Genomic DNA, 15,143 nt, shown 5'->3' with positions numbered 1-15,143 from the left:
AGGAGGTCCCATCGTGGGCGAACCCGCGGTATCCGCTCGTCCGGCTCCCGACCTGGTGGTGCTCGGGGGCACGGTGCTGACCCTGGACCGAGGCGGGACGCGGGCGTCCGCGCTCGCCGCCCGCGACGGCCGGATCACCGCGGTCGGCGACGACCGCGCGATCGCCGCCCTCGCCGGTCCCGAAACGACAGTGCTCGACCTGGCCGGGCGCACGGTCGTCCCGGGTTTCGTGGAGTCGCACAACCATCCGTCGTTCTTCGGGATGGCGCTGGCCGCCCCGGTCGACGCCGGCAGCCCGCCCAACGACCGGATCAGCGACATCGCCGGCCGCGTCCGGCAGGCGGCGCGCGATTTCGGCCCCGGCGAATGGATCAAGGGTTTCCGTTACGACGACACGCTTCTCGCCGACAACCGGCACCCCACCCGGCACGACCTGGACCCGGCCTCGCCGCACAACCCGGTCCTGCTCACCCACGTGACCGGCCACTTCTCCGTGGCGAATTCCGCCGCGCTGCGAGCCGTCGGCATCACCGCCGCCACTCCCGACCCGCCCGGCGGCGTCATCGCCCGCGACGAACGCGGCGAGCCGACCGGCCTCCTCATCGAGACCGCGGCCTTCCTCGTCAACTCCGCGATGCCCTCGCAAGGCCCCGACGAACTGGCCAACGCGCTCCAGCTGGCCGACGCCGAGTACCTGCGCAACGGCGTCACTTCGGTGCACGACACCGGAATCGGCTTGATCGGCGGCGAGCAGGAACTCGCCGCGTACCGGATGCTGACCCGCGCCGGAAAACTGCGCACCCGCATCCACGGCTATCTCTTCCACACCCTCTTGCCCGGCCTCGCCGAGGGCACCCCCGAGTCGCCGGATCCGTCCAATCCGGACGGTTTCACCATGAACGGCATCAAGATCGTCGCCGACGGCTCGATCCAGGGCCGCACCGGCTGTCTGGCCGAGGGCTACACCTGCGACCCCGACGACCACGGCATGATGCTGCTCGAACCGGACGAACTCTCCCGCCGCATCGCCGCGCTCGACGCCGCGGGCTGGCAGGTCGCCGTGCACGGCAATGGCGACGCGGCGATCGACGCCATCATCGACGGTTACGCCCGCTTGGGCGCGCCCGAAGGCACCGGCCGCCGCCACCGCATCGAGCACTGCCAGACGGCCCGCGAGGACCAGCTCGACCGGATGGCCGAAAACGACATCGCCGCGTCGTTCTTCATCAAGCACGTCTACTACTGGGGCGACCGGCACCGGGACGTTTTCCTCGGCCCCGAACGGGCTCGCCGGATCAGCCCGCTCGCGTCGGCGCGCTCCCGCGGAATCCACTTCGGACTCCACTCCGACACCCCGGTCACCCCGGTGCCGCCGCTGGAAGGCATCTGGTGCGCCGTCGCCCGGCAAACCAGCAGCGGCCAGCTGCTCGGCCCGGAACAGGCGATCGACGTCGAAGCCGCTCTGCGCGGCTACACGATCGACGCCGCCTACCTGGCCGGAGAGGAAGAGCTCAAGGGCAGCCTCGAAATCGGCAAGCTCGCGGACCTCATCGTGCTGCCCGAGGATCCGACCGCAGTGGACCCGAGCCGGATCCGGGACCTGACCGTCGACGCCACGGTCATCGGCGGACGGCTGGTCTGGCAACGCGACCCCGTCCCCGCCGGAGGTGTCCGATGATCCGCAGCTGGCCGAGCCTGTGCATCGGGCTCGGCATCCCCGCGGTCGCGATCCTCGGCGGAATCCCGCTGGTGGCGGGCTCGCCCGCGACCGTCGCCGGGTTCCCGCTGGTGTTCTTCTGGATGTTCCTCTGCTTCCCGCTGACCACTCTCTGCCTGTGGATCAGCTGGCGCTTCTTCGACCGCCAGCACTACCCGGCCGACAAGCCCACAGCGAAGGAGGACCAGAAATGCTGATTCTCATTGTCGCGGTCGTGATGGGCCTGTCGATCCTGCTGGCGCTGTGGGCAGGCCGTTCCTCGCGCGGCGGCGGGATCTCCGAGTTCCTGGTCGGCGGCCGCTCGTTCCCGCCGTGGCTGCTGTACTTCCTGGCCGTCGGCGAGGTGTACAGCATCGGCACGATGATCGGCTTCCCGAGCGGGATCTACGCCCACGGCGCGAGCTACGGAATCTGGTTCCTCGGCTACATCCTGCTCGCCTACTCGCTGGGCTACTTCCTCGCCCCGCTCGTCTGGCGCGCGGCGCGCAAACACGACGCGATGACTGTCCCGGACGTCTTCGGCCGCCATTACGGCAGCCGGACGCTGGAACTGATCACGTGCGTGACGATGCTGATCGCGCTCGTGCCGTGGGGCCAGTACCAGTTCATCGGCCTGCAGGTGGTGCTGAGCAACCTCGGGCTGAAACTCACGCCCGTGCAGTGCGTCCTGCTGGCCGGGATCATCGCGTTCGCCTACATCGCCGTGTCCGGCATCCGCTCCCCCGCGTTCGTGTCGATCCTCAAGGACGCGTTCATGCTGCTCGGCGTGGTGCTCGTCGGCCTCGCCGCGGTGCTGGTCGCCGGCGGGACGTCCGGCGTGACCGGACCGGAGGCGCTGGCCAGGGCGCAAACCACGATGGGCGGACAGGATCTGTGGTTCGCGATGACCACGATCCTGTTCCAGAGCGTGGTCTTCTACCTCGGTTTCGGCGGCGCGTACGTGTTCCCGGCGCGTTCTGAGCGGGCGGTGAAGAGTTCGACGGTGTGGATGCCGCTGTATATGCTGATCTACCCGTTCCTCGTCTTCGCCGCCTACTACGGGCTGAAACAGCGCCCCGGGCTGAAGAACCCGAACACCGTCTTCATGGTGACCGCGAAAGGCCTTCTGCCAGAACCGGTTCTGGGTCTCGTGGCCGCCGGTGCCGCGTTGTCCGGCGTCCTGGTGCTGTCCGCGACGGCGTTGGCGATCGGCGGCATGGTCAGCCGAAATCTGGCCCCGAACGTCCGGCCCGCGGCACAACGGCGCTGGACGGTCGTGGCTGTGGCGGTGTTCCTGGTGCTCGCCGCCGTGCTCACGCTGACCGCCTCGACGCTCATGCTCACCGTGCTGAACCTGACCTACAACCTGCTGGCCCAGGTCGTGCCAGGTTGGCTGGCGATCCTGTTCGCCCGGCGGGTGCGCACGGCCGCGATCGCGACCGGCATGGTGGTCGGCGTGGTGACCGCGGTCGTCCTGTACGCCACCGGTGTCACGCTCGGCGGCCTCAACACCGGCCTGGTGTCGATGGGCGTGAACCTGGTGATCGTGTTCGGCTGGAGCCTGCTCGCCCCCGGCAAGAAGCGTTCGCCGATTGCCTTGGAGCGCAACGAACCCGCCGCGGTCTCGCCGGTCGCTCAACCGGCCGGCTAGCGGCGCGCCATCAGATCGAGGATCTCGCGGAAGGCACGGAATCCCGTGCCTTCCGCGGCGTCCAGCGCCACACTGCGGCGGTAATACGCACTGAGATCGAGCCCGACGCCAATGCCGTACACCTCCGTCTCGCTCCGCTCCAGCCCATCGGCCACCTGCACGAGATGACGGTCGAGATAACGCTCCTCGTTGGCCAGCACAGTCGCGCCGTCCATCGGACTTCCGTCCGACAGCACGAAAACCAGCCGCCGCCGCGCCTCGCACGCCCGCGCCCGTTCGGCCGCCCACGCCAGCGCCTCGCCGTCGATGCCCTCGCGGAACAGATCGGATTTGAGCAACGCCGCGACGTCCCGCCGAGCCCGCCGCCAGGGAGTGGCCGCATCCTTGAACACCAGATGCCGGCGCTCGTTGAGCCGCCCCGGCTGTTTCGGCCGCCCGGCGCGCATCCAGTCCCGACGCGCCCGTCCGCCGTGCCAGGCACCCGTGGTGAAACCGAGGATTTCACAGCTGGCGCCGGCGAGATCGAGCGCGCGAGCGAAGAGATCGACAAGCACCGCAACGGTTTCCCGGTGCGCCTTCATCGACCCGGAGCAGTCGATCAGGAACGTCACCAGGACGTCCGCGACCGGCTCCGTCCGCTCGACCCGGAACACCCGGTGGTCCGCGGGCGTCGCGATCAGGCGCGCGAGAGCCCGGCCGTCGATCTGGCCTTCCTCCTGCGCGCCGTCCCACCCGGACCGCTCGGGCTCGGCGAGCACCGCCGTGAGTTCCCGCGCGAGCCGAGCCACGTTGACGCCCTGCTTCGCGACCTGGGCATCAAGCCTTTGGCGCAACTCACGCAACAATTCCGGCCGCACCAACGGCCCCGCCCGGTCCTCGCGGTCGTAAGCGGTGGTGAAAACCCGATACTGCCCAGCGGCCACCGGTCCTTTGTGGTCAGCGAGGCCCGCGACACCGCCTTCCTCGCTGCCGGTGTCGTCGTCGAAATCCAGCAGCAACGCGTACGCCGCAGTGTCTTCTTCGTCCTCGGCGTCTTCGGCCTTCTCCGGTTCCAGCAACGCGGCCACCGCTTCGGCCAGCGCCCGCGCATGCTCGGCAAACGCCGCCTGATCAGCGCGATGCCGCCGAAGCCCAGCCAACTGCGCACCAACCATCGGCGCGATCGCCGCCCGGGTCGCCTCGATCAGATCCTCGGTCTCTTCCACGACCGGCTCGCCCGTGATCCGCGCCCGCGCGACCTGCGCGACGGTGTAAAGCAACACGCCACGCGCCGTCTCGGTCAGTCCATTGTGGTGCGCCGACAGCGACCACCGTTCGTGCCGCCGCCGCACATTCGCTGTCACACCGGGAAAACCGGCCGGAACCAAGGACTCCACCCGGAACTGCTCCAGCAGCTCGAACAACAGCCGCTCGACGCCGCCGTCCGGCCGCAACTGCTTGTGCAGGTCCCGATCGGAGCGGCTCAGGTGGAGCGCCATCCCGTCCGCCGCCCCGCGAAAGGACCGCAGATCCTCGTCCTCGGCACGCAAATGCGGCGCGGGCATCGGCGCCGGACGGGTGCCGCGATGCAAGCGCCCGCCCCGGAAATGCGCGTCCGGCACCCCGCCGACCGCCCGGATCGCCGCCGCGGACAGCTCCTCGACCTGCTGGCGCCGCCGGGTCTCGGGCGTGCTCACGCCGCGGCCAGCTCCCGGTCGAAGCACCGCTGGAAGTACTCGGCGACGACCGGGCGTTCGGCCTCGTCGCATTTGTTCAGGAACGTCAGCCGGAACGCGAGCGCCGGGTCGGTGAAGATCTCGCAGTTCTCCGCCCACGTGATGACCGTGCGCGGCGACATCAGCGCCGACAGATCACCCGCCCGGAACCCCTCGCGGGTCAGCCCGGCCACCGCCACCATCGCCTCGACGAGCTGCCCGGACAGCCCCGGCACGCGCGCCCGCACGATCGCGGCTTCCTCTTCGGGGGCCAGATAATCCAGCGCCGCGACGATGTTCCATCGGTCGATCTGCGCGTGGTTCAGCCGCTGAACCCCGTGGTAAAGCCCGTTGAGATTGCCCAGCCCCACGGTGTTGGCGGTGGCGAAAAGCCGGAAACCGGGATGCGGGCGCAGCACGGTGTTGCTGTCGATCAGGGTGAATTTGCCGTCCCGTTCGAGCAGTCGCTGGATGACGAACATGACGTCGGGCCGTCCCGCGTCGTACTCGTCGAGGATCAGCGCCGTCGGCCGCCGCAGCGACCACGGCAGGATTCCGTCGCGGAATTCGGTGACCTGCTTGCCTTCGCGCAGCACCACCGCGTCCTTGCCGACGAGGTCGAGACGGCTGAGATGACCGTCGAGGTTCACGCGCAGGCACGGCCAGTTCAGCCGCGCCGCGACCTGTTCGACGTGGGTGGACTTGCCGGTGCCGTGCAATCCCTGCACGAGCACGCGCCGGTTGTGCGCGAACCCGGCCAGCAACGCGAGCGTCACGTCCGGGTTGAACCGGTAGGCCGGGTCGATCTCGGGCACGTGCTCGTCGGCTTCGGAAAAGCACGGGACTACCAGGCTCGAATCGAGGCCGAACGCGTCGCGCACGGCGATCCGGGCGTCGGGACCGTTGCCGGACAACGGGTTCATCGGGGGACCTCCGTCAGGACGGGATGCTGTCGGCGTCGTCGGCCGACCCCTCGGCCTCGACCTCCTTGATCGCTTCGGCGGCCCGCTGCAACGCGGGGAGCGCCTGCAAAGCCTTGTCGGCGGTGAGCCGCATGACCGGGGCCTGCACGGCCACCGCCAGGTTGGACCGCCCGGTGCGGCTGGGCACCAGCACCGCCACGCACACGAGCCCGGGCAGGAATTCCTCGTCGTCGAGGGCGAATCCGTCGCGCCGGATGCGGGCGAACTCCTCCTCCAGCGCGTCGAGATCGGTGACCGTCTTGGCCGTGTACTGCTTGAGCGGAGCGTGCGCCAGCAGCTTGCGCCGCTGCGCCGGGCTCATCTGGGAGAGGATGATCTTGCCGCTGGCCGAGCAGTGGATCGGCACGCGCGAACCGGGCCGCAGGTAGAACCGCAGCGGCTCGGGCGTTTCGACGCGGTCGAGGTAGACGATCTCGCTGCCGGACAGCGCGGTGATGTTGCAGCTCTCCCCCAGCTCGTCGACCAGGTGGTTGAGCACCGCGCGGCGGGCGCCGTGATGCGTGGCGTTGAGCAGCAGGTTCTCCGCGAGGCGGCGCAGCCGGTCGCCGGTGCCGTAATGCCGCCCGTCGGCCTGGCGCACGAGCAGTCCCGCGCCTTCCAGCTGCTGCAGCATGCGGTGCAGGGTCGGCTTCGGCAGGCCGGTCTCCTCGACCAGGCCCTGCAGCGTCACCAGCTGGTCCTTCGCCGCGATCAGCTCGAGCAACGAGAACAGCCGCATGGTCGGGGTGTCTCCGTCGAGGCCCGCGCCGTCCGGCTCGCGCACGAGTTCCACGGCGCTGGTCTTCCGCAACTCACTCACGTTCCGAAAACTAGCACATCCTGTCTCGTTTTCCATCAATTGCCGGTTGACCTCCCGCGCGTGGCGTCCTATCGTCCATCGCGTTCAGCTTTTACGAACCTCACGTACCGAAAACCAAGACTTTCAGCGTCGAAGGAGTTCAACCATGGCGGAGAGGAAGACGGGCGACGGCCGCACCGTCGTCAGCGGGCCGGCGAAGATGACCCCGTCGGAGGCCTTCGTCGAGACGATGGTGGCCAACGGCGTCACCGACATCTTCGGCATCATGGGCTCGGCGTTCATGGACGCGATGGACATCTTCGCGCCGGCCGGCATCCGGCTCGTCCCGGTCGTGCACGAACAGGGCGCCGCGCACATGGCCGACGGCTACGCCCGGGTAAGCGGGCGCCACGGCGTCGTCATCGGGCAGAACGGCCCCGGCATCAGCAACTGCGTCACCGCGATCGCCGCGGCGTTCTGGGCGCACAGCCCGGTCGTGATGATCACGCCCGAGGCGGGCACGATGGGCACCGGCCTCGGCGGCTTCCAGGAAGCCAACCAGCTGCCGATGTTCCAGGAGTTCACCAAGTACCAGGCGCACGTCAACAACCCGAAGCGGATGGCCGAGTACACCGCGCGGGCCTTCGACCGGGCGCACGCGGAACTCGGCCCGACGCAGCTGAACATCCCGCGCGACTACTTCTACGGAGAGATCGAGACCGAGATCCCCGAGCCGCAGCGGCTCGACCGCGGCCCCGGTGGCGAGCGGACCCTCGCCCAGGCCGCCGAACTGCTGGCCACCGCGGAATTCCCGGTCATCATCTCCGGCGGCGGGGTCGTCATGTCCGACGGCGTCGAGGAGTGCAAGGCCCTCGCCGAGCGCCTCGGCGCGCCGGTCGTCAACAGCTACCAGCACAACGACAGCTTCCCGGCCAGCCACCCGCAGTGGTGCGGCCCGCTCGGCTACCAGGGCTCCAAGGCCGCGATGAAGCTGATCTCGCAGGCGGACGTGGTGATCGCGCTCGGCACCCGGCTCGGCCCGTTCGGCACCCTGCCGCAGCACGGCATGGACTACTGGCCCAAGAACGCGAAGATCATCCAGATCGACGCCGACCACAAGATGCTCGGCCTGGTCAAGAAGATCACCGTCGGCATCTGCGGCGACGCGAAGGCCGCCGCCGCGGCGCTGACCGAGCGCCTCGCCGACCGCACGCTCGCCAGCGACGCCACCCGCGACGAACGCGCCGGGCGCATCAAGGCCGAGAAGGACGCGTGGGAGGAGGAACTCACCGAGTGGACCCACGAGAAGGACCCTTACTCCCTCGACATGATCGCCGAGCAGGAGGGCGAGGAGGGCAACTGGCTGCACCCGCGCCAGGTCCTGCGCGAACTGGAAAAGGCCATGCCCGCCCGGGTGATGGTGTCCACTGACATCGGCAACATCAACTCCGTGGCGCACAGCTACTTGCGCTTCGAGGAGCCCAGGTCGTTCTTCGCGCCGATGTCCTTCGGCAACTGCGGCTACGCGCTGCCGACCATCATCGGCGCCAAGGCCGCCGCGATGGACCGCCCGGCGATCGCGTACGCCGGTGACGGCGCGTGGGGCATGAGCATGGGCGAGATCATGACCGCGGTCCGGCACGACATCCCGGTCACCGCCGTCGTGTTCCACAACCGCCAGTGGGGCGCGGAAAAGAAGAACCAGGTCGACTTCTACGACCGCCGTTTCGTCGCGGGCGAACTGGAAAGCGAGAGCTTCGCCGGAATCGCGCAGGCGATGGGCGCGGACGGCATCGTCGTGGACAAGCTCGAGGACGTCGGCCCGGCGCTGAAGAAGGCCGTGGACGCGCAGATGAACGAGGGCCGCACCACGGTCGTCGAGATCATGTGCACCCGCGAGCTGGGCGACCCGTTCCGCCGCGACGCGCTGTCGAAGCCGGTGCGGTTCCTGGAGAAGTACCAGGACTACGTGTAATCGCCTCCTCGCGAGCCGAGAACCGGCCGGGCAACGCGCCCGGCCGGTTCTTTCGCGTCCGGCTCCCGATCTGGCACCGGTGATCGGCCGCTTTCTGGCTCTGGGCGGGGGCCAGAAAGATTGCGATCGTCGACACATTCCCGTTCTCGCACACACAGGAGGTCGCCAGGTGAACGTCACGGAGCTGCGGGCCACTGCCCGCCGACACCTCGGGCCGCACTTCACGCGCAAGGACACCTGGCAGAGCGACTTCCCGGTGTTCGTCCGCGGCGAGGGCAGCTATCTGATCGACACCGAGGGCCGCCGCCACCTCGACGGTCTCGCCGGGCTGTTCTGCGTCAACATGGGCCACGGCCGCGCGGACATCGCTGCGGCCGCGGCCGAGCAGGTCGGCACCCTCGCCTACGCCAGCAACTGGGGTTCGGCGCACCCGCCGTCGATCGAGGCCGCCCGGATCATCGCCGACCTCGCCCCCGGCGACCTCGGCACCACGTTCTTCGTGAACTCCGGTTCGGAGGCGGTCGAGACCGCGCTGAAGTTCGTCCGGCAGTACCACCGCAGCCAGGGCGCCCCGGAGCGGACGAAGATCATCAGCCGCGAAATGGCTTACCACGGAACGACAATGGGCGCGCTGTCGGTCACCGGCCTGCCCAAGATCAAGGAGCCGTTCGGCCCGCTGCTGCCGGGCATCCGGCACGTCCCGAACACCCTCGGCTTCACCGGCGACTGCGGCCCGGCCGACCAGCTCGACTGCGTCCGCGCCATCGAGGCGGTCATCCTCGAGGAAGGCCCCGAGACGGTCGCCGCGGTCTTCGCCGAGCCGGTCCAGAACGGCCGGGGCGCGCTGGTCCCGCCGGAGGGCTACTGGCCGGCGCTGCGGGCGCTGTGCGACAAGTACGGCATCCTGCTGGTGTCCGACGAGGTCATCTGCTCGTTCGGCCGCCTCGGCCACTTCTTCGGCCACGGCCTGACCGGTGTCGTACCGGACCTGATCACCTTCGCCAAGGGCTCCACCTCGGGCTACGCCCCGCTCGGCGGCGTGATCGTGCGCGAGCAACTGGTCACCGAGCTGTACGACTCCCCGAAGGGCGGCGTCTTCACCCACGGCGCGACGTGGGGCGGCCACCCGGTGTCGACGGCCATCGCGGTCGCCAACATCAGCGCGATGCGCGACGAGAAGGTGCCCGAGCACGTCCTCTCCGAGGGCCCGAAGCTGCAGGCCGCTTTGGAGTCGCTGAAGGACGCGCACCGCTGCGTCAAGGACGTCCGCGGCACGGGGTTCTTCTACGCGATCGAGCTGATGGCCGACCGCGACGGCGGCCGCGAGCTGACCGACCAGGAGTCCCTGACGGTCCTGCGCGAGGTCCTGCCGGAGTCGTTCCGCCGCACCGGAGTCATCCTCCGCGGCGACGACCGGGGCGCGACCATGCTGATGATCTCGCCGCCGCTGGTGGCCGACACGGACGTGCTGGACGAGCTGCTGCACGGCGTCGACGGCATGCTCACCGACGTGGAGAAGGCGATCCAGCCCTGACGGATAGCCAGGACGGGCGCTGGGTACCCCTTTGTTCCAAGGGGCCCGGCGCCCGTCCTGCTGTCCGGAATCAGGCCGTTCTGGTACCGGAGCATGGCTAGCATCTGGCTCTCGCGGCGGGGCCTGTTCCTTCTTACGGTGACGGGAACCACACAGCAGCTCTCAGCGACATCGCGGCGGCAGTCGGCGCGGGGACATCGAGGTCCCCCGGCGCCGCCGGAAGGAGGAGACGTGGGTTCTGCACCGGAAACAGCCGCCGAGAGCGGCCTCAAACCGGGTCTCAAGCAACGCCACATGAATCTGATCGCACTGGGCGGCGTGATCGGCGCCGGCCTGTTCGTCGGAAGCGGCGTGGTCATCCAGTCCGCCGGGCCCGCGGCGGTGGTCTCGTTCTTCATCGCCGGCCTGATCACCGTGCTCATCATGCGGATGCTGGCCGAAATGACCGTCGCGAGGCCCGCGCTCGGCTCGTTCTACGTCTACGCCAGGGAGGCGATGGGCAACCGGGCGGGCTTCACCGTCGGTTGGATGTACTGGTACTTCTTCGTGATCGTCGTAGCCGTGGAAGCGGTGGCCGGCGGCCGGATCCTGCAGCTGTGGCTGCCGAACGTGCCCCTGTGGGTGCTCAGCCTCGGCCTGCTCGTGCTGCTGACCGCCACGAACCTGGTCTCCGCGCGGTCCTACGGCGAGTTCGAGTACTGGTTCTCCTCGATCAAGGTCATCGCGATCCTGGTCTTCCTGGTGGTCGGCGCCCTGTACCTGTTCGGCGTCTGGCCGGGCTCCCACGGAGGCGTCAGCAACCTGGTCTCCCATGGCGGCTTCGCCCCCATGGGCATCGGCGCGGTCCTGGCGGCGGTCGTCCCCTGCGTCGGCTTCTACACCGGCGCGGAGATCGTCACCATCGCCGCGGCCGAGTCCGCTGAACCGCGCCGCGCGATCGCCAAGGCCATGCGCTCCATCGTCTTCCGCGTGGTGCTGTTCTACGTCGGATCGGTCTTCGTCGTGGTCGCGGTCAAGGCCTGGAACTCGCCGGACACCGCCGTCAGCCCGTACGCCGCGGTCCTGGACGTGCTCGGCATTCCCGCGGTCTCGACGATCATGAACGCGATCGTCCTCACCGCTGTGCTGTCGTGCCTCAACTCCGCGTTGTACACGTCGTCGCGGATGCTGTTCGCCCTGACCCGCAACGGCGACGCCCCGAAGATGTTCACGAAGCTGTCCCGCAGCGGCGTCCCCCGCCGAGCCATCATCGCCGGGACTGTCATCGGCTACGTCTCGGTTATCGCGGCCTACACCTCGCCGAACCTGATCTTCCAGTTCCTGGTGAACTCTTACGGCGCGGTCGCGCTGTTCGTGTACCTCGCCATCGCGCTGGCCCAGGTGCGGCTGCGGAAACGGCTGCAGAACACCGATCCGGGCGCGCTGAGCCTGAAGATGTGGCTGTTCCCGTGGCTCAGCTACGCGACGATCGCCCTGATGGCGGCGGTCATCCTGGCCATGGCGTTCCTCCCGACGACCCGGTCGCAATTCTGGCTCAGCGCGGTGACCCTGGTGCTGATCCTGATCGCGTACCAGGTCCGGAAGCGGCGTCCGGCCGGTCCCGCGGTCGCGGCCGAGACGGACTCCTCGAGGGGCGAGGCCGGGGTGGCTTCTCCCTGACCCGGCCCTTCGGCCCAGCCGGGCGCGTCGGTCTGCCGGTTCTCGGCCAGACCTTCCGCCCGGCTGGTGCCGCCGACCCCGCGCGGAGTCAGTTCGGAGCAGTCCTCGCCTGGTCCGGCCAGGTTCCCCCGGCCTCGCCGCCAGGCCCGAACCGCGCGGCTTAGTTCCTCGCCTGGTCAGGCCCGCCCGTCCCGGCTGGCACCCCGCGATGCCACGATTCTGGACCTACCGCCACGACCAGAAGTACCGCACAGTGAACCGGTCCGCCCGCGCCCCGGAGGTCTGATGCCGCACCCGTCCAGGGCCCTCGCTCCCCCGGCCCGCCGATGACCTTCTGGCAGCTGCCCCCGGCGGCGATGGCCTTCGCCATCGCCGCTTTGCTGGCCGGAGGCCTGATCCGCGGCTACTCCGGCTTCGGCGCGTCCTTGGTCTGGGTGAGCTGCCTCTGCCTGGTCCTGCCGCCGCCGGCAGTCGTCCCGAGCACGCTCCTGCTGGAAGTAGCCTCCAGCGTGACCCTGCTGCCGAAGGCCTGGCCCGACGCCCACCGCCCGTCAATACGCTGGCTCCTCGCCGGAGCACTCCTCGGACTGCCGACGGGCATCTGGTTCCTGGCCGCGCTGCCCGAACGCGCGACAAGACTGACCGTCGGATTGGTAGTCGGACTTTCGGCGCTGGCCCTGGCCTTCAGCCACCGAACCCGGCGCCTGCCCGGCCGCGCCGCGTGCGCAGGCATGGGCACCGCCTTCGGAGTCCTCAACGGAGCGTGCGGAATGGGCGGCCCGCCAGTCGTCCTGATGTACCTGGCGTCCCCGCTCCCGATGGCAGTGAACCGCGCGAGCCTGGTCGTCTTCTTCCTGGCCGCCGACCTGATGACAGTCACCACCGCCGGCGCCGGCGGCCTGCTCACCGGCGACGTCCTCCGGCAAACCGCCCTCTTCCTCCCCATCGCCCTGGCCGGAGTCGCCGCCGGAACCTGGCTGTACCGCCACGGCGGCGGCGATGTCCGCCGGATCGTTCTCGGCATCCTCGCCGTGCTGTCCCTGGCTTTGGTAGGCCAAGCGGTGGTCACGTGACCCTCTCCGGCACGTCTCTCGGCCCGCACCGCGCTGTCCTATGCTCCCCCACCCACCAGGCGGCCACATGATCCTCGGCGCCCTGGCCGTCGCCTTCGCAGGCTTCATCGGCGGCCTGACCGGTTTCGGCGCGTCTCTGGTCGGCACTCCCCTGCTGCTGCTCATCGGACTTCCGCTGCCGCAGGTCGTCGTGATCAACCTGATCACCACCATGATCACCAGGCTCGCGGTGCTTCACCGCGAACGAAACCACATCGCCTGGCGCCGCGTAGCCGTCCTCGGCGCCGCAAGCCTCCCCGGCGCCGCCGCCGGCGCACTCACCCTGCACCTGCTCCAGCCGCACGCCCTCCGCATCCTGGCCGGCACCGTGGTCGTCCTCTCCGGCCTCCGCCTGCTGCTCCGCCCGACCCGCGAAGCCCACCCCGCAACCACGATCAAGCAAACCGTCGCCGGCCTGCTAGGCGGCTACCTCTCCACCACCACTTCTTTGAACGGCGCACCACCAGCCGTCCTGCTCGCCTCCGCAAAAGTCCCGCCAAGAACCTTCGTCGGCGACCTGGCGGGCTATTTCGTGGTGACCAACTGCCTGTCCCTGCTCCTCCTGGTCACCGCAGGCCAGTTCGACACCACCGACCTGGGCGCCCGACTCCCGACCCTGGTCCTGGCCGCCCTGGCCGGAAACATCCTCGGCGGCCGCCTCATCGGACGGATCCCGCGCACGGTGTTCGACCGGGCGATCGTCGGCCTGATCGTGACGTCCGGCGTGGTGACGATGATCAGCGCTTGACCCCGGGCTGCGTAACGCCAACTGGGCGCGATCGATGGCCGGGTGCGGGCAACATTCCGCTGCGGGTGCACAACACGTTCCCTGTCCGCAGCACAGCTTCCAGTACGATTTCGGCAAGCACTGGGGAGAGACAGGCGGTCCGATCACGCCTGGGCAGTACCTCGCGGGCGCGAAGGCATGGGCGGGATCATCAGACCGGACGGCCGGATCGTGTCGTTGCGGCGCAAGCGGAACCGGAAGAGGAGCGGAATGCTGAGTTTCCAGGACGCGTACACGCTGTGGCGATGGCTTCCTTTCCCTCGCGGCGTGCTGAACCACGACCTGGGCAACACCAAGGCGGACCTGGCAAGCGCCGACGAGTACGTGAGCACGGTGATCCGCTTCGTGGAACGAGGCATCTTCATTCCCGCGCCGGTCGACGTCCTGGCGGACCTGGAGCGCATCATCGGCCGGATCGAAGCGCTGAATAGCGGGCTGACCGAGGAACAGCAGATCAGCGCGGACCAGCAGCACGCTTACGCGGTGCTGTTGAAGATCATCTATGCGGGATTCCTCAGCCGGGCCCCGGCGGCGCCGTGATCCGGCGTCCGCCGGGCCGTCCTGGAGGCCCGAACCGCTGAGCGACACCCGCTGCCGTGCCAGAGCCTTGCGAACGGCAGCACCAGATCCGCGAAGTCGGCGACCACGTTCCGGGGCAGGTCGCCCCGGCGTCCCGGCCGGAGCGGGCTCGACGACGTCGCGCTGCTGCCGGTCACCATGATCCGCCAGGCTCGCGAAGCCGGCGCACTGCTGCTGCTCAGGCTGATGACGATCGCCGGCCTGGGATTCGGCAGAACCGCGGCCGGGCGGTTCGCCGGGAAATGGCGAATCTCCAGCCTGGTACCGGTTTTCGCGCTCGACACGGTATACGGCCTCGCCGGATTCTGCTCCGGCCCTCTGCTTGGGCGGCATCCTGACTGTCGCCGCGCTCGGCGCGCACCCGGCCTACGGTGCCTTGCTAATGGCCGTCTACGCCGTCGGGATGGCAGCGCCGCTGTTCGCGCTGGCCCTGTTGCGGGACCACCTGCGCCTGTCGTCGCGACGCTGGTTGCGCGGCCGCGAGCCGCGGGTCGGCCCGCTGCGCACCCAGTCGACGTCGCTCGTTTCCGGGCTGCTCTTCATCGCGGCCGTCGGCGCTGCGATTGGTGTTGAAGAGCATTCGAGGCGCAGCAAGCGGTACAGCGCGTGTTCGGCGCCGTCTCAGACGGCGATGCTGGTACGCCGATCGCTGCGCCAGAAGCGCGACGACCCCGACGGCGCGTGACGGCGGTCAG

The 15,143-nt window shown here is 69.4% G+C and carries 13 protein-coding genes; 10 read left to right on the top strand and 3 right to left on the bottom strand.

The window, feature by feature from the left end:
- Positions 1-13: 13 nt before the first annotated feature.
- From ACZ7OI_RS38670 to ACZ7OI_RS38660, 3 genes are read left to right on the top strand one after another with little or no spacing between them, the layout of a single operon-like run.
- The gene (locus tag ACZ7OI_RS38670) at positions 14-1,678 is read left to right on the top strand and encodes an amidohydrolase (RefSeq protein WP_470269076.1); all 1,665 of its coding nucleotides are present in this window, start codon (positions 14-16) and stop codon (positions 1,676-1,678) included.
- Positions 1,675-1,914, top strand: coding sequence for a DUF3311 domain-containing protein (locus tag ACZ7OI_RS38665; RefSeq protein WP_470269075.1), 240 nt, complete (start codon positions 1,675-1,677; stop codon positions 1,912-1,914). Before ACZ7OI_RS38670 ends, ACZ7OI_RS38665 begins: the two co-directional genes overlap by 4 nt.
- On the top strand, positions 1,908-3,347 hold the full coding sequence (locus ACZ7OI_RS38660; RefSeq protein WP_470269074.1) for a sodium:solute symporter family protein: 1,440 nt from the start codon (positions 1,908-1,910) through the stop codon (positions 3,345-3,347). The genes ACZ7OI_RS38665 and ACZ7OI_RS38660 overlap by 7 nt, the downstream gene beginning before the upstream one ends.
- On the opposite strand, the gene ACZ7OI_RS38655 is transcribed toward ACZ7OI_RS38660, so the two are convergent.
- Genes ACZ7OI_RS38655 through ACZ7OI_RS38645 form a run of 3 tightly spaced genes read right to left on the bottom strand, consistent with a single transcriptional unit; the run spans position 3,344 to position 6,823 of the window.
- Positions 3,344-5,023, bottom strand: a complete 1,680-nt coding sequence (locus ACZ7OI_RS38655; RefSeq protein ID WP_470269073.1) for a cobaltochelatase CobT-related protein — start codon at positions 5,021-5,023, stop codon at positions 3,344-3,346. The genes ACZ7OI_RS38660 and ACZ7OI_RS38655 overlap by 4 nt on opposite strands.
- Positions 5,020-5,964, bottom strand: a complete 945-nt coding sequence (locus tag ACZ7OI_RS38650; protein WP_470269072.1) for an AAA family ATPase — start codon at positions 5,962-5,964, stop codon at positions 5,020-5,022. Before ACZ7OI_RS38650 ends, ACZ7OI_RS38655 begins: the two co-directional genes overlap by 4 nt.
- A 13-nt stretch (positions 5,965-5,977) precedes the next feature.
- On the bottom strand, positions 5,978-6,823 hold the full coding sequence (locus tag ACZ7OI_RS38645; protein WP_116199134.1) for an IclR family transcriptional regulator: 846 nt from the start codon (positions 6,821-6,823) through the stop codon (positions 5,978-5,980).
- Positions 6,824-6,968: 145 nt separating this feature from the next.
- Here ACZ7OI_RS38645 and xsc point away from each other — a divergent pair, with 145 nt between their 5' ends.
- The 7 genes from xsc (at position 6,969) to ACZ7OI_RS38610 (ending at position 15,133) form a co-directional block, all read left to right on the top strand.
- Positions 6,969-8,777: a sulfoacetaldehyde acetyltransferase gene (xsc, locus tag ACZ7OI_RS38640; protein WP_470269071.1), complete on the top strand. Its 1,809-nt coding sequence runs from the start codon at positions 6,969-6,971 to the stop codon at positions 8,775-8,777.
- Between the two features lie 169 nt (positions 8,778-8,946).
- The gene (locus ACZ7OI_RS38635; protein ID WP_470269070.1) at positions 8,947-10,311 is read left to right on the top strand and encodes an aspartate aminotransferase family protein; all 1,365 of its coding nucleotides are present in this window, start codon (positions 8,947-8,949) and stop codon (positions 10,309-10,311) included.
- 294 nt (positions 10,312-10,605) lie between these two features.
- Positions 10,606-11,970, top strand: coding sequence for an amino acid permease (locus ACZ7OI_RS38630; RefSeq protein ID WP_470269168.1), 1,365 nt, complete (start codon positions 10,606-10,608; stop codon positions 11,968-11,970).
- 326 nt (positions 11,971-12,296) lie between these two features.
- Positions 12,297-13,043, top strand: coding sequence for a sulfite exporter TauE/SafE family protein (locus ACZ7OI_RS38625; RefSeq protein ID WP_470269069.1), 747 nt, complete (start codon positions 12,297-12,299; stop codon positions 13,041-13,043).
- Positions 13,044-13,110: 67 nt separating this feature from the next.
- Positions 13,111-13,830 carry a sulfite exporter TauE/SafE family protein gene (locus ACZ7OI_RS38620; RefSeq protein ID WP_470269068.1) on the top strand — a complete coding sequence of 240 codons (720 nt, stop codon included), beginning with the start codon at positions 13,111-13,113 and terminating at the stop codon, positions 13,828-13,830.
- A gap of 249 nt (positions 13,831-14,079) precedes the next feature.
- The gene (locus ACZ7OI_RS38615; protein ID WP_470269067.1) at positions 14,080-14,409 is read left to right on the top strand and encodes a hypothetical protein; all 330 of its coding nucleotides are present in this window, start codon (positions 14,080-14,082) and stop codon (positions 14,407-14,409) included.
- 361 nt (positions 14,410-14,770) lie between these two features.
- Positions 14,771-15,133: a hypothetical protein gene (locus ACZ7OI_RS38610; RefSeq protein WP_470269066.1), complete on the top strand. Its 363-nt coding sequence runs from the start codon at positions 14,771-14,773 to the stop codon at positions 15,131-15,133.
- Positions 15,134-15,143: the final 10 nt, after the last annotated feature.

Source organism: Amycolatopsis sp. NPDC114503, from assembly GCF_055633655.1.
The sequence above is the reverse complement of the archived record's forward strand: the minus strand, read 5'-3'. Positions and strand labels throughout refer to the sequence as shown.